The following is a 25,558-nucleotide window of genomic DNA, read 5'->3' on the forward strand; positions in this document are numbered from 1 at the left end:
TTTACCTTCTTTTCACGAACTTTCTAGTAGATTGTTTAGGGAAGAAGGTTTTTTTATGAATCGAGATCTTTTATTGCGCTTGGCTTTATGCCAGGAATTAGGGATTCAAAAAAAGTGGTGGGTACTATCCTATGCGAAAAAATACGGGCGTGAGACGTTGACCTTTGGGGATCTGCAGAGATTATTTGGTTATCAGCGTTTTTCACCACGTCTAGAGAGCAGTTGGCAAGCATTGGCAGGGGATGGCTTGGCCGAAGCACTTACAGGGCAAGATTACTTAACCATTGATTCTCCTTTGTATCCGGAGCAGCTGCGACAATTGCATTACCCACCTTTGGCCTTGTTTTATGCTGGGCGCCGGGAGCTTTTGCAAAAGCGGCTTTTAGGTTTTGTGGGAGCTCGGGACGCTTCTTCTTATGGGCGTCAAGTGGTGGCCAAGTTTATCCCGGAGATGGTAGCGGCAAATTACGTTATTGTCAGCGGTTTGGCTCGAGGAATCGACAGCTATGCCCACATGGCGACTTTAGCGAGTAGTGGCTTTACCATTGGCGTCTTAGGCAATGGCTTAGACGTTTGCTATCCAGCGGAAAATCGGCGCCTTTATGAAATTTTACAAAAGGAACATTTGGTGATCACGGAATATCCTTTAGGCACGCCACCGAAAAAATATCATTTTCCTCAACGAAATCGCATCATTGCCGGTTTATGTAAAGGTCTCTGTGTGGTGGAAGCCAAGGCCCGCAGTGGTTCTTTGATTACCGCACAACAAGCTTTAGAAGCCGGTCGAGAAGTCTTCGCCGTGCCTGGAGAGATTTTAAGTGGCCGCCAAGACGGTTGTCATAGCCTGATTCAAGATGGAGCGAAATGCGTATATCGTCCGCAAGATTTGCTTGAAGAGTTGCCGGAATTTTAGAAATTTACTAGCCCTTCCTTGACAAAGTATTTTTGAATCGATATAGTTAGCTACGATTATTGGTTCACGAAAACAGACCATACTATAGTAGGAAATAGTCCTAGAGGAAGGAGCCATTCGTTTTTTTATGGCATATAAATATTTAGTAATTGTAGAGTCTCCTGCAAAAGCGAAGACAATTGAGAAGTACCTCGGCCGTAATTACAAAGTGGTTGCCAGTGTCGGCCACATTCGCGATTTACCGAAAAGTAAGATGGGTATCGATACCGAAAACAACTACGAACCCCACTACATCTCCATTCGTGGGAAAGGTGACGTGATTAAGAGTTTGCGTAGCGCCGCCAAAAAAGCGCAAAAAGTCTTTCTCGCAAGTGACCCGGATAGAGAAGGGGAAGCCATTGCTTGGCACTTGGCTTTTCTATTAAACTTGGATTTAAATGACAAAAACCGTGTTGTCTTCAATGAAATCACAAAAGATGCGGTCAAAGCAGCCTTTAAAGAACCTCGTAGTATTGATTTGGATCTTGTGGATGCTCAACAAGCTCGCCGGATTTTGGACCGTTTAGTTGGGTATTCCATTAGTCCGATTTTATGGCGGAAGGTCAAAAAAGGCTTGAGTGCTGGCCGTGTTCAGTCCATTGCCGTGAAGATGATCATCGATCGGGAAAAAGAAATTCGTGCCTTTATTCCAGAAGAATATTGGAGTATCGATGGGAACTTCAAGAAAAACAGCAAGAAATTTAAAGCCAATTTCTGGGGTGTGGACGGCAAGAAAAAGAAATTGCCTCATGGTGAAAGCATCAAAGAAATCACGGATCGTTTGGCTACCAAAGATTTCGATGTTACCAAAGTCGAAAAAAAGGAACGCAAACGCAATCCAGCACCACCATTTACCACTTCTAGCTTGCAACAAGAAGCGGCCCGGAAGCTTAACTTCCGGACACGTAAGACCATGATGGTAGCCCAACAACTCTATGAAGGGATTCCATTAGGCAAGCAAGGCACAGTAGGTTTGATTACCTACATGCGGACGGACTCCAAGCGAATCGCGGATTCTGCTAAGGCGGAAGCGGCGGACTTTATCACGGATACTTACGGTCCGGAGTTCTCCGCCCATGGAAAAGCCAAAGTGAAAAATGCCCAAGGCGCACAAGATGCCCATGAAGCGGTACGTCCAACGAGTATCTTGCGCACGCCAGAAGCTATGAAGCAATATTTAGATAAAGATCAATTGAAGCTTTACACGTTGATTTGGTCGCGTTTTGTGGCTAGCCAAATGACCCCGGCGGTTTTAGACACCATGAAAGTGACTTTGGAGCAAAACGGCGTGATTTTTATCGCCAATGGTTCTAAGATTAAATTCAAAGGGTTTATGTCGGTTTACATTGAAGGAACAGACGATGGCAAAGAAGAAAAAGAAAATCTTTTGCCGGAATTAGCCGTGGGAGATGTGGTTCAATCCGTCTCCATCGAACCGAAACAACACTTCACTCAGCCTCCTGCTCGGTATTCCGAAGCTACCTTGATTCGCACCTTGGAAGAAAAAGGGGTAGGCCGGCCGTCGACTTACGCACCAACGCTAGAAACCATTCAACGGCGCTATTACGTGAAGTTGCAACAAAAACGCTTTGAACCGACAGAACTTGGGGAAATCGTCAACACCATTATGGAAGACTTCTTCCCGCAAGTCATCAATACCAGCTTTACGGCAGAGATGGAAAACGATCTGGACAAGGTGGGAGCCGGTCAAGAGGACTGGATTTCTGTAGTGGATCGTTTCTATAAGCCTTTTGAAAAAGAGCTGAAAGATGCAGAAGAAAAAATCGAAAAAATTCAAATCAAGGATGAACCAGCAGGCTTTGACTGTGAACTGTGTGGTCATCCTATGGTGATTAAGTTAGGCCGCTTTGGGAAATTCTATGCGTGTAGTAACTTCCCAGACTGTCGTAACACCAAGCCAATCGTTAAAGAAATCGGCGTGACTTGTCCAGTATGCCATGAAGGCCAAGTCATTGAACGAAAATCCAAGAAAAATCGCTTGTTCTACGGGTGTTCTCGTTATCCGGACTGCGACTTTACTTCTTGGGATAAACCAGTCGGCCGGGATTGTCCAAAATGTGGCAAATACTTGGTGGAAAAGAAAGTCAAAGGTGGCAAACAAGTGGTCTGCATTAATGGGGACTACGAGGAAGCCGTTCAAAAATAATCGTGAAGCTGTCCGTTTTTAGGGCAGCTTTTCAATCTTAAAGAAAAGAGGAATTTCATGAGTCAATCAGTCAACGTAATCGGTGCCGGTTTGGCAGGTAGTGAAGCCGCTTGGCAAATTGCCCAAGCCGGAGTTGCCGTGAATTTATATGAAATGCGTCCGGTAAAATCTACGGAAGCCCATCATACGGAAAACTTTGCCGAGTTAGTCTGCTCCAATTCACTGCGAGGCAATAGCTTAGCCAATGCCGTAGGGGTATTAAAAGAAGAAATGCGCCGTTTAAACTCCGTAGTAATCACTTCGGCAGACGAAACCGCAGTACCGGCAGGGGGCGCTTTGGCCGTGGACCGGGATATTTTTTCTGCCTTAATCACCAAGAAAGTCAAAGAACATCCTTTGGTAACGGTAATTCACGAAGAAGTTACCGAAATTCCAGAAGGGATCACCGTGATTGCTTCCGGGCCTTTGACCAGCTCAGCTCTAGCTCAAGCCATTCAAGATTTCAATGGTTCAGAAGGGTTTTATTTCTACGATGCCGCAGCGCCAATCATTGAAAAAAGCTCCATTGATATGAACAAGGTTTATTTAAAATCCCGCTATGACAAAGGGGAAGCAGCATACTTGAACTGTCCTATGAACAAAGAAGAGTTCGAAGCTTTCCGGGATGCTTTGATTACGGCAGAAGTGGCTCCGTTAAAGGAATTCGAAAAAGAAAAATACTTCGAAGGCTGTATGCCCATTGAAGTCATGGCAGCAAGAGGCCCGAAAACCATGCTCTTTGGCCCTATGAAACCTGTAGGCTTGGAAGATCCTAAAACCGATAAACGTCCTTACGCCGTGATTCAACTACGGCAAGACAATGCGGCAGCTTCCTTGTACAACATCGTTGGTTTCCAAACTCATTTGAAATGGGGGGAACAAAAGCGCGTCTTCCAAATGATTCCTGGCTTGGAAAATGCCGAGTTTGTCCGCTACGGTGTGATGCACCGCAATAGCTTTATGAATTCTCCTGAATTACTGGAACAGACCTATGCTTCCAAAAAACGCAGCGATGTCTTTTTCGCCGGTCAAATGACGGGAGTCGAAGGCTATGTGGAAAGTGCCGCTAGTGGTTTAGTGGCTGGCTTGAACGCAGCGAAATTGGCGAAAGCCGAAGACCCTGTGATTTTCCCTCAAGAAACGGTAATCGGTAGCATGGCGTACTACATCACTCATGCAGCCGGGAAACATTTCCAACCAATGAATGCCAACTTTGGTTTGTTGCCAGAATTACCAGAACGAATCAAAGATAAAAAACTTCGCTATGAAACATTAGCCAACCGAGCGTTGACTGCCTTAGCGGACACAAGCTTTTAAGCTGTACGGTCGAGTCGTTACTCGGCCGTTTTTTTGCGGGGAAATCGCTTTAATGAAAAAGCTATCGTCTAAATAGTAAGAATTGTTAAAAAAGAATGAGGAGTCCGAGTTTCTTTACCTAAAATTCCGTCACTCGTGTTATAGTTTTACAGGCGCCAAAAGCCTTGGAAACTGTAAGGGTAGGCGTTTTTGTACGCACTGGAAAAGGCGCGACTTCCAGTGTCTTTTTTCCGCGCAAGAAAGTACCAGTAAATTGGACGAATTTTATGAATTGTGAACGAACATTGAAATATTAGCTAAATTCTGACAATTAAATTGTTTTTTTGAATTTGTTATGTTACAGTATTCTCGTGCCAAAGGAAGGTGAGGTTTTTGCCATGGATTGGCCCAGTGAATTTTATCGTTATTTAGAGGTTGAAAGGGGATACTCAAAAAAAACCGTTGAAGCCTACAGTCGCGATTTTCATGATTTTCAGATGTTTTTAAATGATACCGGAAGTCCTGACTATTTAGCTGTAGATCATCGGGATGTCCGAATTTATCTGGCCTTTTTAAACGATCAGAACTACAGTCGTAATACCATTAGTCGTAAAATTGCCAGCTTGCGTTCTTTTTATCAGTATTTATTGCGAGAAGAAGCCATCGAGGAAAATCCTTTTACCTATGTTCACTTGAAAAAGAAAACGGCTAAATTGCCCCGCTTTTTTTATGAACAAGAAATGCAAGCCTTGTTTGACGCTGTTGCTGGTGAGGAACCTTTGCAACAACGGAATCGCAGTTTGCTAGAAGTTCTCTATGGTTCTGGCTTACGGGTCAGCGAATGTGCCAATCTAAAACTAGGGGACATCGACTGGTCGGCAGAAGTTTTACTTGTCCTGGGAAAAGGTAACAAAGAGCGCTATGCTCCTTTTAGTCGCCATGCAAAGGATGCTTTGCAAGAGTATATAGCCAATGGGCGCAAAGCTTTGATGAAAAAGACGGATCATGACTTTGTTTTCGTCAACAATCGAGGAGGGCCGGTGACCGCGCGAGGCATCGCCTACATTTTGGATCAAATTATCAAACGCAGTAGTCTCGACAGTCAGATTCATCCTCATATGTTGCGGCACACGTTTGCTACTCACTTATTAAACAACGGGGCGGATATGCGAACCGTCCAAGAACTTTTAGGCCATGTGAATCTTTCGTCAACGCAAATTTACACTCACGTGACCAAAGAAAGTTTGCAAAAAAATTATCGCCACTTTCACCCCCGAGCATAATTTGCTCACTAAGGGAAGTTGATTTTTACACAAAACGGAGGCAGTTATTTATGGAATCACAATTTCACTCCACTACGATTTGCGCGGTGGAAAAAGATGGACACTTTGCTATGGCCGGGGACGGTCAGGTAACGATGGGAGAATCCGTCGTTATGAAAGGTACCGCTCGTAAAGTTCGCCGGATTTATAATGGCGAAGTCGTGGTTGGCTTTGCCGGTAGTGTCGCAGACGCATTTACTTTAGAAGAAAAATTTGAAGGCAAGCTCAATGAATATAACGGCAACTTGCAACGAGCCGCTGTGGAGTTGGCCCAAGAATGGCGGACCCAACAGTCCATGCAAAAACTAGAAGCCATGTTAATTGTCATGAATGACAAAGAAATGCTTTTGGTTTCTGGAACCGGGGAAGTCATCACTCCAGACGATGGTATTTTGGCTATCGGCTCTGGTGGAAACTACGCTCTAGCGGCAGCTCGAGCAATGAAACAATACGGAGGCGATTTGTCAGCGAAAGAAATCGCCGAAAACTCCTTGAATATCGCAGCGGATATTTGTGTCTTTACCAATCACAATATCATCGTGGAAGAAACCAAGTAAGGAGAGAAACTATGTCAACCATGAATCAAACCCCAAGAGAAATTGTCAAAGAGCTCGATCAGTACATTGTCGGGCAAAAAGATGCTAAAAAAGCCGTAGCCGTAGCTTTGCGCAATCGCTATCGCCGGCAACAATTGGATGACGAAATGCAACAAGAAGTCACCCCCAAAAATATGCTCATGATCGGGCCTACCGGTGTCGGAAAAACGGAAATCGCCCGCCGCTTAGCAAAAATCGTGGATGCACCTTTTGTGAAGGTAGAAGCAACTAAATTTACCGAAGTCGGCTATGTGGGCCGCGATGTGGAATCCATGGTGCGAGATTTGGTGGAAAATGCTATCCAAATCGTGCGGAAACAACAATACAGTCGGGTCTATGCCCGTGCGGTGAAAAAAGCCAATCGCCGGTTAGTAAAAGTCTTAGTTCCCGGCATTAAAAAGGAACAAAAGAAATCTAGTAATCCTTACGAACAAATGATGAATATGTTCAATGGAGGCAATCAACCGGAAGAACCAAAAGAAGAATTGACAGAAGAAATCAAAGTCAATCGCCAGACGGTTTTCGAACAACTGGAAAAAGGTCTTTTGGACAATCGGGAAGTCACTATTGAAATCGAAGAACCGAAAGTCGTACCACCGATGAATAACGGCTTGGAACAAATGGGCATTGATTTAAATGAAACATTAGGTGCTTTGCGTCCGGCTCAAAAGCAAGAACGGACAGTCACAGTGAAAGAAGCGCGGGAGCTTTTAGTTCAAGAAGAATCAGCGAAGTTGGTCAACGATGGGGATATCCACAGTGAAGCCATCGCCTTGGCTGGTTCCAACGGGATTATTTTTATCGATGAAATCGACAAGATCACTTCTAAGTCACAGCAATCTGCGGATGTTTCTAGAGAAGGGGTCCAGCGAGATATCTTGCCTATCGTGGAAGGTTCTCAGGTCAACACGAAGTACGGCGTGATTCAAACCGATCATATCTTGTTTATCGCATCCGGTGCCTTTCACGTGTCCAAACCTAGTGATCTGATTCCCGAATTACAAGGGCGTTTCCCGATTCGCGTGGAATTAAATGACTTAACGGCAGAAGACTTTACTAAGATTTTGACGGAACCAAACAATGCTTTGATTAAGCAATACGTGGCATTGTTAGCAACAGAAAATGTCCAAGTAACCTTTACCCAAGAAGCATTGGCAAAGATTGCGCAAATCGCTTTTGATGTGAACCGGGACACGGACAATATCGGAGCACGACGGTTGCACACGATTTTGGAAAAACTGTTAGAAGACTTGTTGTTTGAAGCACCAGAGATGCAAATGGCGGAAATCACGATTACGGAAAGTTATGTCAATGACAAATTAGCTGCAATTGTTTCCGATCAAGACCTTAGTCGGTTTATTTTGTAAGAGAGAGTGGAGAAGAAGATGGAATCCTTATTAGAAAAAACGCGTCAAATCAATGAATTGTTGCAACAAAAAAACACCTTTGATATGAAGTCAGACCTACCTTATGACAAGATGGCGATGATTTTAGGGGATGTGTTGGATGCCAACAGTTACATCATTAATAATGAAGGGACCTTGCTCGGCTTCAATGAAAAGCATGACGTGAACAACCAGCGAGTGAAGAGCATGTTTGTGGAAAAACAATTTCCAAAACAATACACGGATGCTTTGGATCATTTAGGCAAAACCGAAGCCAACATCTCCATTGATAGCGATATGACTGCTTTTCCAGTGGAAAGCCGGGAACAATACCCTAACGGTGTGACCACAGTGGTGCCGATGTTCGGTGCTGGAGAACGCTTGGGAACGATTATTTTGGCTCGGGTGGATGCGCCTTTTACCGAAGAAGACCTTGTCTTGGCGGAATACAGTGCCACAGTAGTTGGGATGCAATTCTTGTATCAAAAATCTCGTCATATTGAAGAAGATGTCCGCAGTGCCACAGCAGTCCAAATGGCAATCAATACGTTGTCTTACAGTGAATTAAAAGCAGTCCAAGCGATTTTTGAAGCTTTGGATGGGGATGAAGGACGATTGACGGCATCGAATATCGCTGATAAAATTGGAATTACCCGTTCCGTTATCGTAAATGCTTTGCGCAAACTGGAATCTGCTGGAATTATCGAATCACGTTCTCTCGGGATGAAAGGTACGTATTTACGCGTGTTAAACGGACGTTTCAAAGAAGAATTGGAAAAACATAACTATTAAAATCTGCTGGCGGATAATGTGAGAAGTCTGTGGCACTGGAAGTACAGTCAGGTTAGCAGAAAAGCAGGAGGCCGATGGTATGACAGTAACGATTGAAAATGGACAGTTGATTGCCAAGATTGCCGAAAAAGGCGCGGAGTTGCAAAGTTTGCAAAGCCGTGACACAAGTCGGGAGTATATTTGGCAAGCCGACCCCGAATACTGGGGCAAGCATGCGCCGATTCTCTTTCCGATTGTGGGGGCGCTAAAGGATGGTCGCTACCGCTACGAAGGGCAAGAATACGAATTGCCTCGTCATGGTTTTGCCCGGGACCGAGAGTTTACCGTGATTGAGCAAACCCAAGATTCGGTAACTTTGCAACTAGTGGCTGATGAAGCGACGCGGACAGTTTATCCCTTTGATTTTGCCTTAAATGTTCATTACGAATTAGGCGGGGAAGGCTTGCAAGTCCGCTACGAGGTGCATAATCCTAGTCAAAAAGAACTGTTCTTTTCCATCGGTGGGCATCCCGCTTTTAACGTACCTTTAGAGGATAACTTAACCTTTGAAGATTATTACTTGGCTTTTTCACCGATGAAATCACGGATTGAATTACCCCTATCTGGTAATTTCATCGATATGAGTCAGCGGACGCTTGGTGCAACCAATACTAACTTGCGTTTGACCCATGATCTCTTTCAAAATGATGCTTTGATCTATGAGACCAAAGGCTTGACCAGCGTGACCATTGCCAGTGAAAAATCGCCTCACAGTGTCCGCGTGGCCTTTAATGATATGGCTTACGTGGGTATTTGGACACCTTATCCCAAAGCGGCTCCTTTCTTATGTATTGAGCCTTGGGCTGGGGTGGCGGACACCACAGATGCTACCGGTGAGTTAACGGAAAAATTAGGCATTCAAAAATTAGCTCCCGGAGCCACATTCCGGACCAAATACGCGATTATCGTGAAGTAGGCTCGGGAAAAATCAGCAATTAAAAAAGCTACTCTCAACTTTCGCTAAAGGAAAGTGAGAGTAGCTCTTATTTTTGATTTAAACCAAAAGGCACGCGGTTTTCGGTACCGGCTTTGATGCGCTTGATATTTTCTCGATGGCGAATGAAGATGAAAATCGTCACACCAGCTGCAATCAAGGTCAAAAGCCAGTTGTGCTCGGGTAAGATGGTCGGCCAGACATAAGGCAAGATGATCGTAGAGAGGGTCACTAGTACAGCAGCAATCATACTGGATAAAGAAACCATGCTACTGATAAAGAGACAAACCAAAAAGAGCACAACGGAATAAAGAAAGAATAAAGGGCTGTAAGCTAATAACATCCCGGCGCTGGTGGCCACGGCTTTGCCCCCTTTAAAACCGGCGAATACCGGGAAGGTGTGGCCGAGAATCGCAAAAACCCCAAACCACAAAGGATTGACATTATCCAAGTGAAAAAGGGTCGGCAACAAGGTGGCTAAGGTTCCTTTTAAGATGTCCATGAGTAAGACGACGATGCCCGCTGGTTTGCCTAAGACGCGAAAGGTGTTGGTAGTGCCAGAATTGCCACTGCCAAATTGGCGAATGTCTTTGCCGTAGAAGAGTTTGCCAATCCAGACTCCGGAAGGTATCGAGCCCAAGAGATAGGCCACGGCTAATAAAATAACAATTTTCATATAATACCTCTTTTCTAAACTAGGGCAATTTTAGCATGAATCCAGAAAGGGGACAATACAATTTCAGGTTTTCTCTTTTTTTCCCGAGGAATTTGAAGTATTATAATATGTGGCCTTTTGGCGCATTTCCAGATAAAGGAGAGTTTGCTTTGGCGAAATCAACGAACAAAAACGAATACAACGACGCTTCGATCCAGGTGCTAGAGGGATTAGAAGCCGTACGAAAACGGCCGGGAATGTACATTGGTTCCACGGACGGCCGAGGCTTACATCATTTAGTTTATGAGATTGTGGACAATGCCGTGGACGAAGCTTTGTCCGGTTTTGGCAATCATATTGAAGTAACTTTAAACAAAGACAACAGTGTCACCGTCGTGGATAGTGGTCGGGGGATGCCAGTGGGGATGCATGCTTCCGGGATTCCTACGGTGGAAGTCATCTTCACTGTGCTCCATGCCGGTGGGAAATTCGGGCAAGGGGGCTACAAGACCTCTGGTGGTCTTCACGGGGTGGGGGCCAGCGTGGTTAACGCCTTGTCCAAGTGGCTAACGGTAAACATCGTCCGTGATGGCGTGGAGTATGAAGAACGCTTTATCAATGGTGGCAAACCTCAAGGGACGCTGAAAAAAATCGGCAAGACCAAACGCCCGAATGGAACCAAAGTGACCTTTTTACCTGATGATAGCATCTTTACCACGGTGCATTTTTCTTACGATACGTTGGCCGAACGTTTGCGGGAATCTGCCTTTTTACTGCGAGGCGTCAAGATTACATTGACCGACTTGCGGGAAGCAGAACACAAAACCGAGGTTTTCCATTACGAAGAAGGCATCAAGGAGTTCGTGGATTATTTAAATGAAGAAAAAGACACGCTAACACCGGTGATGTACTTCAGTGGGGAAAAAGAAGGCATCGAAGTGGAAATCGCCTTCCAATATAACGATGGGTATTCCGAAAACATCCTGTCTTTCGTCAATAACGTGCGCACAAAAGACGGCGGGACTCACGAAGCCGGGATGAAAGCTTCCATGACCAAGGCTTTTAATGAATACGCCCGGAAAGTGGGCTTGTTGAAAGAAAAAGACCGGAACTTAGAAGGCTCTGATTTCCGCGAAGGGTTGGCGGCGGTGCTCTCCTTGCGCATCCCGGAAAACCTATTGCAATTTGAAGGCCAAACAAAGGAGAAACTTGGTACGCCGATTGCTCGGAATGCCGTGGACGGTGTCCTTGGGGAACAGCTGGGCTTTTTCCTACAAGAAAATAGTGAAATGAGCCAAATGTTAGTGCGAAAAGCGGTGAAGGCTCGGGAAGCCCGGGAAGCTGCCAGAAAAGCTCGAGAAGAAAGTCGCAATGGCAAGAAGCGCAAAAAAGGCGAGTCCTTATTGTCCGGAAAACTAACACCGGCCCAATCTCGTAACCCGAAGAAAAATGAACTGTTCCTAGTGGAAGGTGATTCCGCCGGGGGCAGTGCCAAGCAAGGACGGGATCGGAAATTCCAAGCGATTTTGCCTTTGCGGGGGAAAGTCATCAATACGGAAAAAGCCAAGATGCAAGACATCTTGAAAAACGAAGAGATCAATACCGTGATTTACACCATTGGCGCCGGTGTGGGACCGGAGTTTGCGATTGAAGATGCCAATTACGACAAAGTCATTATCATGACGGATGCGGATACCGATGGGGCCCACATTCAAGTGTTGCTTTTGACGTTCTTCTATCGTTATATGAAACCATTGATCGAAGCTGGTCGGGTTTACATTGCCTTGCCTCCTTTGTATAAAGTATCGAAAGGCACTGGGAAAAAAGCGGTATTAGAATACGCTTGGACGGATGAAGAGTTGCAAAGTGTGATTCAAAAAGTTGGCAAAGGCTATATGCTACAACGCTACAAAGGTCTCGGGGAAATGAACGCGGAACAACTATGGGAAACCACTATGGATCCAGAAACTCGGACTTTGGTGCGGGTGCGTATTGACGATGCGGCTCAAGCAGAACGCCGGGTAACGACCTTAATGGGGGACAAAGTCGAACCCCGCCGTCGTTGGATTGAATCCCATGTGCAGTTCACATTGGAAGAAGACGGTAGCATTTTGGAGAACAAAGAAACCGATAACGGTACCTTTGAAACTGTCTCAGAAGCAGTCACACCGGAAGCTAATTCCGAAGCAGCAACCGACGAAATCAGCTTATTCGATTTGGAATAGGTCAGATTCCTGGCTAGAAATGGAGGAGCTTTTTTGGAACACAATCACAACATTCAAGAGTTGACGCTAGAAGAGGTCATGGGTGATCGCTTCGGGCGCTATTCAAAATACATCATTCAAGAACGGGCTTTGCCAGATATCCGTGACGGACTAAAACCGGTACAACGGCGGATTTTATTTGCCATGAACAAGGACGGCAATACGTACGATAAAGCCTTTCGGAAATCGGCTAAGTCTGTAGGGAACATCATGGGGAATTACCATCCCCATGGAGATAGCAGTATTTACGAAGCCATGGTGCGCCTAAGTCAAGACTGGAAACTACGGGAAGTCTTGATTGAAATGCACGGGAACAACGGGAGCATGGACGGGGATCCGCCGGCAGCTATGCGGTATACGGAAGCACGCTTGTCCAAAGTCAGCGAAGAGTTGTTGGCGGATATCGAAAAAGAAACCGTGGACTTAGTCTGGAACTTTGACGACACGGAAAAAGAGCCCACGGTTTTACCCGCACGATTTCCCAATCTTTTGGTCAATGGTTCCACCGGGATTTCCGCCGGTTATGCCACTGAGATTCCTACCCACAATCTAGGAGAAGTCATTGATGGCACGATTTATTTGATTGACCATCCTAATGCTTCTTTGGATAAATTGATGGACTTCATCCCTGGACCGGATTTTCCCACTGGGGGAATCTTGCAAGGGGCGGCAGAGATCAAAAAAGCTTACGAAACCGGTAAAGGCAAAGTCATTTTGCGTTCGGTGACGGACATTGAAACACTAAAAGGCGGCAAAGAACAAATCGTCATCACGGAAATTCCTTACGAAGTCAACAAAGCCAGCCTGGTGAAGAAGATGGACGAGGTGCGCTTGAATAAGAAAATCGACGGTATCGCCGAAGTCCGAGATGAATCCGACCGGACCGGCTTGCGCATTGTGGTGGAATTAAAGAAAGAAGCCAACGCAGAAGGTATCTTGAATTACCTTTACAAAAATACCGACTTGCAGATTAATTACAACTTTAATATGGTAGCAATCGACGAAATGCGCCCCCAACAAGTTGGACTTTTGCGCATTTTAAATAGCTATATCGCTCACCGTAAAGATGTCATCACTCGCCGCAGTCGCTTTGAGTTGGAAAAAGCCAAAAAACGTCAGCATATCGTGGAAGGCTTGATTAAAGCTCTGTCGATTTTAGACGAAGTAATTGCTACGATTAGAGGAAGTAAGGACAAACGGGACGCTAAGAACAACTTAGTATTAGAGCACGGCTTTACAGAAGAACAAGCGGAAGCCATTGTGAATTTGCAATTGTATCGTTTGACCAATACGGATATTACCGCTTTACGGGCGGAGGCAGAAGAACTGGCGGCGACCCTTTTGCGTTTGCGGAAGATTTTAGATGACGAACAAGAGTTGTTGAAAGTCATTAAAGCAGAATTGCGCAGTGTGAAAAAGCAATACGGCAATCCTCGTTTGACTAAAATTGAAGCGGAAATCAGCGAAATCAAGATTGAAACGGAAGTCTTGATTGCTTCTGAGGATGTAGTTGTTACCGTGACCCATGATGGCTACTTGAAGCGCAGTAGTCTGCGGAGTTACCAGGCCTCAAAACCGGAAGAAGTGGGGATGAAAGAAGGGGACCGGCTCTTGTACACGGGAGCGGTGAATACCTTGGATCATCTCTTGTTAGTGACCAATAAGGGCAATGTCATCTATCGCCCGGTGCATGAATTAGCAGATCTAAAATGGAAGGAAATCGGGGAGCATATTAGCCAAACCATGCTCAGCTTAGCCATTGATGAGTCGATTCTAGCGGTCTTTACCTATAAAGAACTCGATCCGGCGAAACGCTTTGTTTTGATTACAAAAAATGGTCAGATCAAACAATCTCTGATGACGGACTTTGAACCTTGGCGGACCTATAAGAGTCGGCCTTTGACCATGATCAAGTTAAAAGCCGACGAAGATGAATTGGTTGCGGTCTACCTTGTTTCAGAGGACGAACCTTTGGATGTCTTCTTAGTGAGCCATCGTGGCTTTGGCTTGCGCTATGACTTAAATGAAGTGCCGGTGGTCGGTCCGAAAGCTGCTGGGGTGAAAGCAATGAATCTAAAAGACAATGACTTTGTAGTCAATGGTCTTTTGGTACTGGCAGAAGGGGACACGCTTGTGGTGATTGTGACCCAACGCGGTGCGGTAAAACGCATGCTCGCACAAGAGTTGAATGCTTTAGGGAGAGCCAAGAGAGGTCTGATGGTCTTACGGGAGTTAAAGAAAAATCCTCATCGCGTATTGTACATGGGGCCTGGGGAAGATCGTATACTCTTATTGCAAAATCAAAAGGGGCAATTACGAGAAGTGGCTACCAATCAGGTACCAATCGGTGAGCGGACCTCTAATGGTTCCTTCGTCCTGGACGAAAAAGAAGGGGGCACGGTGATCAGTGTCCACGAAATCATCGAGGCAGGATTACCGAAAGAAGATTCTGTTATATAAATTTCAACACACTCGTCCGTCTGTATTGATACAGACGGGCGTTTTTTGATGCTCATGTGAAAAGGGTTTCGAGAAATGGCACACCTAAAAATTAAGAATATCACAAGCTGTAAGTGTTGTTCTTAAGCGGTTTATGAAATTCAAGAGGAATGTTCCGTGTTTTTTTGAACAACTTTTGGGAAAATGCTTGCAATGGGTTTGAGATGTGTTATACTAATCCCGTAAAGCTGTTACATATCGTCAACGGCAAAACTAAGGAGGTTTCATTCAATGGCAACTGCGACAAATATTGAAGAAATGAATAAAACTGCGTGGGCAGGTTTTAACGGTCGTCTTTGGAAAGAAGGCATCGACACCCGTGATTTTATCCAAACAAACTACACTCCATACGAAGGTAGCGCTGATTTCTTAGCTGAACCAACAGAAGCTACTAACGAACTATGGGGCAAATTGCAACAACTACAAAAACAAGAACGGGAAAACGGCGGCGTGCTAGACATGGAAGCTGACGTGGTTTCTTCCGCAAACGCTTATGGCGCTGGCTACATCGACGAAAGCTCTAAAGACAAAGAAGCAGTCGTTGGTTTGCAAACTGACAAACCTTTGAAACGTGCTTTCATGCCTTACGGTGGGATTCGCATGGCTGAAGAAGCATTAGAAAGCTATGGTTACACTCCAAACCCTAAATACACTGAAATTTTCAATGACTACCACAAAACACATAACCAAGGTGTATTCGACGTTTACACTCCTGAAATCCGGGCAGCACGTCGTAACAAAATCATCACTGGTCTTCCTGATACTTACGGCCGTGGCCGGATCGTCGGTGACTACCGTCGGGTTGCATTATACGGTATCGATTACTTGATGGCTGAAAAATTAAAAGACCACACGAACTGTGGCCATGGTCAATTCACTGAAGAAGATATCCGTCTTCGTGAAGAAATCAACGACCAATACAAAGCATTAAAACGCATGAAAGAAATGGCTGCCGCTTACGGTTACGATATTTCAAAACCAGCTACTAACGCAAAAGAAGCAGTTCAATGGACTTACTTCGGTTACTTAGCAGCAATTAAAGAACAAAACGGTGCTGCAATGTCTATCGGCCGTATTTCTACATTCTTGGATATCTACATCCAACGGGACTTGAAGAACGGTACTTTGACTGAAGAACAAGCACAAGAATTGATTGACCATTTGGTTATGAAATTGCGTATGGTGAAATTTGCTCGTATCCCTAGCTACAACGAATTGTTCTCTGGTGACCCAGTTTGGGCAACCTTGTCTATCGCTGGTATGGGTATGGACGGCCGTACTTTGGTAACGAAGAATGACTTCCGTTTCTTGCGTACATTGCAAAACATGGGACCTTCTCCAGAACCAAACTTGACAGTCTTGTATTCTTCTCGTTTGCCTCAAGGCTTCAAAGACTACGCTGCAAAAATCTCTATCGAGACTTCTTCTATCCAATACGAAAACGACGATGTTATGCGTCCAGTATGGAAAGATGACTATGCAATCTGCTGCTGTGTATCCGCAACAGAAACTGGTAAAGAAATGCAATTCTTCGGCGCTCGTGCAAACTTGGCAAAAGCTTTGTTGTACGCAATCAACGGTGGCGTGGATGAAAAGAGCAAAACACAAGTTGGACCTAAATACCGTGGTATCGAAGGCGACGGCGTTCTAGATTTCGACGAAGTTATGGAAAAATATGACGACATGATGGAATGGTTAGCAGGTATGTATGTAAATACTTTGAACTGCATCCACTACATGCATGACAAATATTTCTACGAAGCAGCTGAACTTGCTTTGATGGATACAAACTTGAAACGTACTTTTGCAACTGGTATCGCTGGTTTCTCTCACGTAGTTGACTCCTTGTCCGCTATTAAATATGCAAAAGTTACACCAATTCGTGACGAAGATGGTTTGGCTATCGACTACAAGATCGAAGGCGACTTCCCTAAATATGGTAACGACGATGACCGTGCCGATGACTTGGCTGTTTGGTTGCTACAAACATTCATGGAAAAATTGGAACACTACCACACTTACCGTAACTCTGAACCAACAACTTCAATCCTAACAATCACTTCTAACGTGGTTTATGGTAAAGCTACTGGGGCTCTTCCTGACGGTCGGGCTGCTGGCGAACCTTTGGCACCAGGTGCTAACCCATCTTACGGCGCTGAAACTCACGGATTGTTGGCTTCCTTGAATTCCTTGACTAAATTGCCTTACGAATTGGCTTTGGATGGTATCTCTAACACTCAAAGTATCAACCCTGAAGCATTAGGTCATGACGAAGAAGAACAAATCGATTCCTTGACTCACGTCTTGGATGGTTACTTCAACCAAGGAGCACACCACTTGAACGTGAACGTGTTCAACAAAGAAAAATTGTTGGATGCTATGGAACACCCAGAAAAAGAAGAATATGCTAACTTCACTATCCGGGTTTCTGGATATGCAGTTAAATTTATCGACCTTACTCGTGAACAACAAATGGACGTTATTAGCCGGACATTCCACGATCACATGTAAGAAGATAACACAATAGGCAATACAGGGCGGATGGACGGTGTTCATCCGCCTTTTGCCACTTATTCGTGGGAGTTTTCCGACAATAAGCACTCTTTGGCAAGGATCGAATGTGTACCAGAAAGGAAGATCAACCAATGGCAGAAACAGAAGAATTATACGGCATTGTCCACTCTACAGAAAGCTTTGGCTCAGTAGATGGACCGGGTGTCCGGTTTATCGTATTTATGCAAGGATGTCGCATGCGTTGTCAATTTTGTCACAATCCGGATACTTGGATGTTGCAAAATCCGAAAGCGCGGAAACGCACGGCGGATGATGTTTTAGAAGAAGCTTTGCACTACCGTAGTTACTGGGGACAAAAAGGTGGGATCACTGTTAGTGGTGGGGAACCATTGTTGCAAATTGACTTTTTGATTGATCTTTTCAAAAAGGCCAAAGCCATGGGAATTACCACGACAATCGATACTTGTGGTCAACCTTTCACCCGGGAAGAACCCTTCTTCAGCAAGTTCAATGAATTGATGGAATACACGGACCTCTTGTTGTTTGATATTAAACACATTGATGAAGAAGCCCATAAAAAATTAACCCGTCAATCCAACACACCGATTTTGGAAATGGCAAAATACTTGTCTGAAATCGGGAAACCTGTCTGGATTCGTCACGTCTTGGTTCCTGAACGAAGCGACTACGATGAATACTTGATTCGCTTGGATACATTTATCAAGAGCTTGAACAATGTGGACAAAGTGGAAATCTTGCCTTACCACACCATGGGGCGCTACAAATGGGAAGAGTTAAACTTGACCTATCCCCTAAAAGGAATCAAGCCGCCAACGGAAGAACGGGTGGAAAATGCCAAACGCTTGCTTCACACTAGTGAGTACACCGGTTATTTGACCCGCTAAAAAAGCGTCACGAGAACAGGAAAGAAGTGATTTCTTTCCTGTTTTTTGTTATTATGGAAAGGAATCTAATCAAAGGAGCGAATCGACTTATGTCAAAAGTTTTAGTATTTGGTCACCAAAATCCTGATACGGATGCAATTGGGGCAGCGATTGCCTTTGCCAACTTACAACAAGTATTAGAGGTGGATGCAGAAGCCGTGGCTTTAGGCACACCTTCTGAAGAAACCCAGTTTGCTTTGGATCATTTCGGTCTAGCAGCACCTCGGGTTATTGAAGCGGTAAAACCAGAAACCGACACTGTAATGTTAGTGGATCACAATGAATTCCAACAAAGTGTTTCTGATATTGCGGATGTTACTGTCTTGGCAGTGGTAGACCATCACCGGATTGCTAATTTTGAAACAGCGAACCCTTTATACTACCGAGCAGAACCAGTGGGCTGCACGAGCACCATCATTTACAAATTGTATCAAGAATATGAAGCGGAAATTCCTCAAGCAATTGCCGGAATCATGTTATCTGCAATTATTTCCGATACCTTGTTGTTCAAATCACCAACTTGCACACCTGAAGATATCAATGCGGCAGAAAAATTAGCCGACATCGCGAAGGTGGACTTAAACAGCTATGGCTTGGAAATGTTAAAAGCCGGCACTAATTTAGGCGACAAGTCAGCGGCAGAACTTTTGGACTTAGATGCGAAAAGTTTCCCAATGGGGGGCAAAACAGTCCGTATCGCCCAAGTGAACACCGTAGACTTAAAAGAAGTCTTTAACCGTCAGCAAGAATTAGAAGCTGCCATGGTAGCGGAAAATGCGGCGAAAGGGTATGACTTGTTCCTGTTGATTGCTACTGACATTCTAGACAGTAACTCGGAATTATTGGCAGTGGGTGCGCCTCTTGAAGTGGTGGAAACGGCTTTTGCTACGACTTTAACCGATAACCGGGCTTTCTTACCAGGCGTTGTCTCCCGTAAGAAACAAGTGGTTCCTCAATTAACCGTAGCTTTCGAAGGATAAAAATGGAGACTTGTTTCCTTAAGAGTGCCAGCTAAGCCGCTCTCTTTTGGGAAACAAGTCTTTTTTTGAGGTGAAGACATGAAGATTTATTACGATACGAGAAAATCGAAACTGTATGAGCTCCAAGCTAAGGTGTTTTTTACCCCTTTGATGACCTTTTTACAAGCACGACCTAACTGTACCTTGCGGGAGCTGAATCAGCAGTTTTCTGAAAAAGGCTTTGTGAAATACTTGGAGTCTTGCATCGAAGTGGGCTGGATTGAGCGTGCCGATCGGCGTTATCAACTGAACTTGCCGTTTTATACGCAAGAAGATCAACAACAAGTCGGAAAAGAAGCAGCGGTGCAAGAGTTGTTACAGGATTTATTACACTTATCACAAGAGGAGTTAGCTACTTTTTTGCAACCTTTTGTGACGTGTCAGCCAGAGACTGCTTATTTGGTAGCTGACGATGTGCCTATGGGTAGGCTTCAGGAAGCTGGATTACCAGGAGATTTACAGGCTTTTAGTTTGGTAACAAAACCTGACGCCTCAGATTTAGCGGGGTATTTTGTAGCAAATCGTCATTTGGAGGAGCCGGTTATTTACAGTCAGCTTGCTCAGTTGATTGGGGATGTGGATGAGGAGTATTACTTTCAGCAAGTTCAGTGGATTTTAAGTCGTGTGGGAAAAGGCAAAGCGCCAAAAGCAAACATCTTTTATGAGAGTCTTTTGCGGACTGGAATCTTAACAAAGGAGAATCAATTGACGATTCTCTATCTACGGAATCTCTCAGAAACGACTGAATTAAAAACAAAAATCATGAAGTTAAATCATTTTGAAATAAGTGTTTTACTAGGTTTTCTATGTGAAAACCGCTTTAAAGGGCTGTTTCGATGGTTTTATAAAGAAAAGACTATCCTTGCAAATAAAAGATAAAATAATTAGAAAATAATAAATGTTATGATTGTGAAAATTTTTCATGCGTGTTACACTCTTTTTAGAAGATCAAAAGGAGGACATGAAATTGGAAAATTATCAGGATATAACTGTACCGCAGCAAGCAAAAACCGTCGGCGAAGTCGTAACGTTTGTTTCCATGGTGGAGGTGGAACGTGCCCGAAAAGAGTTGAAGTTGAGCCAAATTGATGAGAGTCACTTTTCTGATGCCGAGATGATCCTTGCCATTCAAAAGCAAAAAGAAGTCGCTGCGTCTACAGTGGTTCCGGTGATTTTAGACTGGTTGGTGGACTCGAACTTCATTCTTTCCCCATCTCAAGCTTCGGCATTTATTCGTGATGAAGAGAAATATGCCGGTAATGGCTATCAGTACAAGACCATTGGGGAGTTGGACTTTGATAGCAATGGGAACTATTACTTGGTGGTAGCTTCTAGTCCGCAAAAGAAAGTTGCTTCAATCTACAAGGTGTATACCAGTGGTTCCATTCAAGAACTCGTAGTGCAATAAGTCGTAAATCAAATCTGAGTAAACTAAAAGGAGCTTGAGAATTCTCAAGCTCCTTTTTTGATGTCTTTTTCTTTAAGAAGGAGTGTTTTCCAGTTCTTGTGTAAGAGCGTCTTTTTTCAAAGCCCAGTAAAAGAACAAGCTGATAATGCTCACATTGGCAACCGTCACCAGTAAGGTGCCGAAGTTTGGCAAGATAAACTCGGTACTGAAGACGCTAAAAAGAACACTGAGCAAATAGAGCATCATATCCATGCCTAAGAGAAAGGCCATCGGGTGTGCTTTTGGATTTGAGATAAACGTAATCAGGTAAAAGAGCATGCCCACTAAAGCCACTAAGACTTGCACACCAGCTGTCAAAATATAGTATAAGGATTGGGTGTCAAAAATCAGTAAAAAGGTTCGCAGAAATAAAAAGGCATAGCCAATGAAAGTGAAAAGCGTGGCTTCCCGAAATTCCACCCAATGATTGACCCGAGCAAACCGACAAACTAAGCCGCTAAAGACTACCAACATCAAGATGAAAAGATGGTAAAACAAAGCGGAAATCGGACCACCATTGGCGAAGTCTGTATGGAGGGGCAAAGGGGTGGAATAAAAAACAGTCTGTTGATCTAAAAAAAGCAAACACAAGATAAAAAACAAAACGGTGATAAAGCCGCTGAAGACTGCTATCTTCCCGGACTTTCTATTTGTAAATAACGGCTGACCCATTAAAAAACTCCTCTTCATTTGATTATCATATAAGAATAGTAACAAAATAATAAGTAAATGTCGAATGAATCTCATAAGAAAATCTAATTGATAGCGTAAAATATTTTGTGTAAATAGAAATTTAGGGTAGAAAAAGAGAAAGTCCATTCTGTAAAATTAAAGTTACGACACCGAAATTTTATAGGAGGACTTTCTCATGACTAATTTTACTACAGAAATTATGCAAACACTACTCAATAAAGGCGATTTAGATGAATTATTTCGGGATCATTTAGAACGAGCGATTAATTCACTTCTACAAGCAGAGCTAACTGCTTTTTTAGACTACGAAAAATATGATCGAAATGGATTCAATTCAGGAAATTCCCGTAACGGGAATTATTCACGTACATTTAAAACAGAATATGGAGAGCTAAATTTAACTATTCCTAGAGATCGGAATGGCGAATTTTCTCAACAAACACTCCCAGCATATAAGAGAACCAATGATTCGTTAGAAACGACCGTTATCCAATTATTTCAAAAAGGCATTACGATGGCTGAAATTTCCGAATTAATTGAAAAAATGTATGGGCATCACTATACGCCACAAACGATCTCCAACATGAGTAAACTCGTGTCTGAAGACGTTTTAGCATTTAAAGAAAGAACGTTAGAAGCCAGTTATTCCGTTATCTTTATGGATGCGACACATATTCCTTTGAAGAGACAAACCGTTTCAAAAGAAGCCGTGTACATTACGATTGGTATCCGATTGGATGGAACCAAAGAAGTTCTTGGGTTCACTATCGCCCCAACGGAATCCGCGTATATTTGGAAAGAAGTTCTTCAAGATCTTAAAAACCGTGGGTTAGAAGAGGTTTTATTAGTGGTAACCGATGGTTTAAGTGGTATCGAAGAAAGTATCCATAGTGTGTATCCGAATGCACAATTTCAACAATGCTGTGTACATGTATCTAGAAATATCGCACATAAAGTGCGTATTCGAGATCGAAAAGAAATTTGTGAGGAGTTCAAAGCGGTTTACCAAGCAACGTCTAAAGAAGAGGCATTGGCTCAAGTGGACTTTATGGTCAAAAAATGGGGAAAGCAGTATCCAAGAGTTGTCAATCTGCTCTTGAATCCTGCCATAGTCACATTTTATAATTTTCCTCCCACTATCAGACGAACCATCTATTCAACGAACTTAATCGAAGGATTTAATAAACAATTAAAACGGTATACTCGAAGAAAAGAACAATTTCCAAATGAAGACTCTTTAGAAAGATTTTTAGTGTCGCAATTTAATCAATATAACCAAAAATTTTTAGGCAGGATTCACAAAGGATTTAAAGAAATTCAGGATACATTAGAGTCAATGATTTAACTGTAATTAACGGAATGGATTTTCCATTTACACATAATTCTTGACGCTACCATCTAATTGTTAGCATTTTTCTTTGAAGAAAATCTATTTTCAATTTTTACTTTTGTTGAAAAATCCAATAAACACGAGTTTTCATGAGTTTCTGTCTTTTTTTTGAATCCTCTCAATTTATTGGAAAAAAATGAAAAAGCTTGTGATAGGTGTACTTTTCAATTTCTAGAATTGAAAAGGAGGTCTGTTTTCGTTAAAAGTGTCTCAAACGGATTTTTTCTTTTTTAGAGAATGGTCCGGTTCTGAGCAAAAAATTGAAAGCAAATACATTTTATTGGTGAATTATTCTTGCTAGGAAAACAACTGTCCTTTTTGTTAGGTGAGTGTTATTTTCTTATAAAACAAAAGTAATTTTATCTGATCTCTCATTTTATGATGGATAACTTAAAAAAACGATCATTATGAATGTTTTTTTGTAAATTACTGTAAAATGTCTATACAAAAAGAATGTAAGCGCGATAAAAAACAAGAGAAAGAAAATGAGCGAAAGAAAACACGAAAAAAGATGATAAGAACTCAATTTTTTTGTGATTAACTGCTTTCGAATCATTAAGGTTGTGTTATTATAATATTAGAAAACTCTGGTGCCTAGAAAACCTGCTTTCGATGAGGTTTTTTTGCGTTTGCCAGAGTGGCTAAGATTAGTGAAAAGGAAAGGACAATGGTATGGCTGACGAGGTAGCAACAGCAGTAGAAGCCGCAAAAACGCGGTTTCTCACAGGGGAAAACTTCTATGCTCAACATTTTTTAGGGGCACATCAAAGTAGCCAGGGCTATGTTTTTCGTGTTTGGGCACCAAATGCGCAACAGGTTTGGCTCGTAGGGGATTTTAATGATTGGGACGATACATTGCCCATGACTGTTTCCAGTGAATCCGGTATCTGGGAGGTGACCACGAAACTTCCAAAAGAAGGGGACTTGTACAAGTTTAAAGTCCGGCAACAAGATGGACGGGAGATTTTCAAAATTGATCCCTTTGCGATTTACTTTGAAAAGCGTCCAGGAAACGCTGCGGTGGTTCATACCATTCCAGAAAAGAAATGGCGAGATGGGTTGTGGCAAGGACGGAAGAAACGCTCGAATCAATTTAAGCGGCCTTTGAATATTTACGAGGTTCATGCTAGTTCTTGGAAACATCATGAAGATGGCACACCTTACAGCTTTGCCGATTTGACCCGGGAGTTGGTGCCTTATTTAAAAGAGATGAATTACACACATGTGGAGTTCATGCCTTTAATGGAGCATCCTTTGGGAAGAAGCTGGGGCTATCAATTAATCGGGTATTTTGCATTGAGTTCCTATTATGGTACGCCAGAAGAGTTTCAAGATTTTGTAGAGGCTTGTCACTTAAACAATATCGGCGTCTTCGTGGATTGGGTGCCAGGGCATTTCTGTATCAATGATGATACTTTGCCTTATTACGATGGAACGCCTACCTTTGAGTACACGGATCCAGATCGAGCTAACAATGTACGTTGGGGTTCTTTGAATTTCGACTTAGGGAAACCGCAAGTTCAGAGCTTCTTGATTTCCAGCGCCATGTTTTGGATTGAGATGTATCATTTGGACGGCATTCGTGTGGATGCGGTATCCAATATGATCTATCGGGATTACGATGAAGGACCATGGACGCCGAATCATGAAGGGGGCAATCGGAACTTCGAAGGCTATTATTTCTTACAAAAATTAAATGCGGTGATTAAGCTCGCTCATCCAGAAGTCATCATGGTGGCAGAAGAAAGTTCTTCGGAAACGAAGATTACCGGCATGATTGAAACCGGCTCTCTAGGTTTTGACTACAAGTGGAATATGGGCTGGATGAATGATGTCTTGCGCTTCTTTGAAATGGATCCACTTTTTCGTCAACACCACTTCAACCTGTTGACCTTTTCTTTCATGTACATGATGGATGAAAACTATATTTTGCCACTGTCCCACGATGAAGTGGTCCATGGGAAGAAAAGCTTGATGCACAAAATGTGGGGGGATCGCTACAAGCAGTTTGCTCAATTGCGCACCTTGTTCACTTATTTGATTACCCATCCTGGGAAGAAATTAACCTTTATGGGGAGTGAATGGGGACAATTTTTAGAGTGGAAGTTTGATGAAGGCCTTGAATGGGTGGATCTTGAGGATGATATGAACCACAAGATGCAGCATTTTACCCAAACCTTAAATGAATTTTACCGCAGCGAAAAAGCTTTGTGGGAGTTAGAGGGCACTTGGGATACGATTGAAGTCATTGACGCAGATAATACTGCAGATAGTGTGCTGACATTTATCCGCCAAGGGAAAACAAAAAAAGACTTTTTAATCGTCGTGCTGAATCTGGCACCGGTGGAACGGCAAAGCTTCGCCATTGGGGTACCTTATCCCGGAACCTATCAAGAAGTTCTGAATACGGAGATGGTGGAGTTTGGTGGGACTTGGACAAAGCACAATGACGTTTGTGAGTCACTGCCGATTGCCTTTAAACAATTTGACCAACAGATTCAAACGATTGTACCAGCCTTAGGAACATTGATTATCCGTCCTGAGCAGATTAATACACGAAAAGCTAAAAAAGTTTCTAAGTGAAAGGGGGAGAAGGTGAGATTTTTTCACC

General features: G+C 43.4%; 19 protein-coding genes. 17 read left to right on the forward strand and 2 right to left on the reverse strand.

Annotated features, from left to right (window positions below; translation table 11 throughout):
- Positions 1-55 precede the first annotated feature (55 nt).
- From dprA to I579_RS08985, 8 genes are all read left to right on the forward strand, one after another.
- The gene (dprA, locus tag I579_RS08950) at positions 56-913 is read left to right on the forward strand and encodes a DNA-processing protein DprA (RefSeq protein ID WP_010753927.1); all 858 of its coding nucleotides are present in this window, start codon (positions 56-58) and stop codon (positions 911-913) included.
- A 127-nt stretch (positions 914-1,040) separates the two neighbouring features.
- Positions 1,041-3,119 carry a type I DNA topoisomerase gene (topA, locus tag I579_RS08955; RefSeq protein ID WP_010753926.1) on the forward strand — a complete coding sequence of 693 codons (2,079 nt, stop codon included), beginning with the start codon at positions 1,041-1,043 and terminating at the stop codon, positions 3,117-3,119.
- Positions 3,120-3,176: 57 nt separating this feature from the next.
- Positions 3,177-4,475: an FADH(2)-oxidizing methylenetetrahydrofolate--tRNA-(uracil(54)-C(5))-methyltransferase TrmFO gene (gene trmFO, locus I579_RS08960; RefSeq protein WP_010753925.1), complete on the forward strand. Its 1,299-nt coding sequence runs from the start codon at positions 3,177-3,179 to the stop codon at positions 4,473-4,475.
- A 377-nt stretch (positions 4,476-4,852) separates the two neighbouring features.
- Positions 4,853-5,737: a tyrosine recombinase XerC gene (xerC, locus tag I579_RS08965; RefSeq protein ID WP_010753924.1), complete on the forward strand. Its 885-nt coding sequence runs from the start codon at positions 4,853-4,855 to the stop codon at positions 5,735-5,737.
- A gap of 50 nt (positions 5,738-5,787) precedes the next feature.
- Positions 5,788-6,333: an ATP-dependent protease subunit HslV gene (gene hslV / locus I579_RS08970; RefSeq protein ID WP_010753923.1), complete on the forward strand. Its 546-nt coding sequence runs from the start codon at positions 5,788-5,790 to the stop codon at positions 6,331-6,333.
- An 11-nt stretch (positions 6,334-6,344) separates the two neighbouring features.
- Positions 6,345-7,739, forward strand: coding sequence for an ATP-dependent protease ATPase subunit HslU (hslU, locus tag I579_RS08975; RefSeq protein WP_010753922.1), 1,395 nt, complete (start codon positions 6,345-6,347; stop codon positions 7,737-7,739).
- Between the two features lie 18 nt (positions 7,740-7,757).
- Positions 7,758-8,549 carry a GTP-sensing pleiotropic transcriptional regulator CodY gene (gene codY, locus I579_RS08980; RefSeq protein ID WP_010753921.1) on the forward strand — a complete coding sequence of 264 codons (792 nt, stop codon included), beginning with the start codon at positions 7,758-7,760 and terminating at the stop codon, positions 8,547-8,549.
- A gap of 79 nt (positions 8,550-8,628) precedes the next feature.
- Positions 8,629-9,504, forward strand: coding sequence for an aldose 1-epimerase family protein (locus I579_RS08985; RefSeq protein WP_010753920.1), 876 nt, complete (start codon positions 8,629-8,631; stop codon positions 9,502-9,504).
- Between the two features lie 67 nt (positions 9,505-9,571).
- Here the strand turns inward: I579_RS08985 and plsY are convergent, their stop codons facing one another.
- A complete protein-coding gene (plsY, locus tag I579_RS08990) occupies positions 9,572-10,198 on the reverse strand; it encodes a glycerol-3-phosphate 1-O-acyltransferase PlsY (RefSeq protein ID WP_010753919.1) in 627 nt (208 codons plus the stop codon).
- A 149-nt stretch (positions 10,199-10,347) separates the two neighbouring features.
- Between plsY and parE the strand changes: the two genes are divergently transcribed.
- The 7 genes from parE to I579_RS09025 all read left to right on the forward strand — a co-directional run bounded on the left by parE (position 10,348) and on the right by I579_RS09025 (position 20,825).
- Positions 10,348-12,402 carry a DNA topoisomerase IV subunit B gene (gene parE / locus I579_RS08995; RefSeq protein ID WP_034810567.1) on the forward strand — a complete coding sequence of 685 codons (2,055 nt, stop codon included), beginning with the start codon at positions 10,348-10,350 and terminating at the stop codon, positions 12,400-12,402.
- A gap of 33 nt (positions 12,403-12,435) precedes the next feature.
- Positions 12,436-14,901, forward strand: coding sequence for a DNA topoisomerase IV subunit A (gene parC / locus I579_RS09000; protein WP_010753917.1), 2,466 nt, complete (start codon positions 12,436-12,438; stop codon positions 14,899-14,901).
- A gap of 270 nt (positions 14,902-15,171) precedes the next feature.
- Positions 15,172-17,451: a formate C-acetyltransferase gene (gene pflB, locus I579_RS09005; RefSeq protein WP_010753916.1), complete on the forward strand. Its 2,280-nt coding sequence runs from the start codon at positions 15,172-15,174 to the stop codon at positions 17,449-17,451.
- Positions 17,452-17,585: 134 nt separating this feature from the next.
- On the forward strand, positions 17,586-18,359 hold the full coding sequence (pflA, locus tag I579_RS09010) for a pyruvate formate-lyase-activating protein (protein WP_010753915.1): 774 nt from the start codon (positions 17,586-17,588) through the stop codon (positions 18,357-18,359).
- An 89-nt stretch (positions 18,360-18,448) separates the two neighbouring features.
- Complete coding sequence (locus I579_RS09015; RefSeq protein ID WP_010753914.1) at positions 18,449-19,378, forward strand: manganese-dependent inorganic pyrophosphatase; 930 nt, start codon at positions 18,449-18,451, stop codon at positions 19,376-19,378.
- A 78-nt stretch (positions 19,379-19,456) separates the two neighbouring features.
- A complete protein-coding gene (locus I579_RS09020; protein WP_010753913.1) occupies positions 19,457-20,296 on the forward strand; it encodes a DUF1803 domain-containing protein in 840 nt (279 codons plus the stop codon).
- 82 nt (positions 20,297-20,378) lie between these two features.
- Entirely contained in the window at positions 20,379-20,825 is a 447-nt protein-coding gene (locus tag I579_RS09025) for a hypothetical protein (protein ID WP_051091749.1), read from the forward strand.
- Between the two features lie 72 nt (positions 20,826-20,897).
- Here I579_RS09025 and I579_RS09030 read toward each other — a convergent pair whose 3' ends face one another.
- Positions 20,898-21,536, reverse strand: a complete 639-nt coding sequence (locus I579_RS09030) for a hypothetical protein (RefSeq protein WP_010753911.1) — start codon at positions 21,534-21,536, stop codon at positions 20,898-20,900.
- Between the two features lie 196 nt (positions 21,537-21,732).
- On the opposite strand from I579_RS09030, the gene I579_RS09035 reads away from it, so the two are divergent.
- Together I579_RS09035 and glgB are read left to right on the forward strand one after the other, a co-directional pair.
- The gene (locus tag I579_RS09035) at positions 21,733-22,902 is read left to right on the forward strand and encodes an IS256 family transposase (protein WP_010752995.1); all 1,170 of its coding nucleotides are present in this window, start codon (positions 21,733-21,735) and stop codon (positions 22,900-22,902) included.
- A 717-nt stretch (positions 22,903-23,619) separates the two neighbouring features.
- Positions 23,620-25,530: a 1,4-alpha-glucan branching protein GlgB gene (glgB, locus tag I579_RS09040; RefSeq protein WP_010753910.1), complete on the forward strand. Its 1,911-nt coding sequence runs from the start codon at positions 23,620-23,622 to the stop codon at positions 25,528-25,530.
- Positions 25,531-25,558 lie beyond the last annotated feature (28 nt).

Origin of the sequence: Enterococcus asini ATCC 700915 (assembly GCF_000407365.1) — a bacterium.
Classification (GTDB): domain Bacteria; phylum Bacillota; class Bacilli; order Lactobacillales; family Enterococcaceae; genus Enterococcus_C; species Enterococcus_C asini.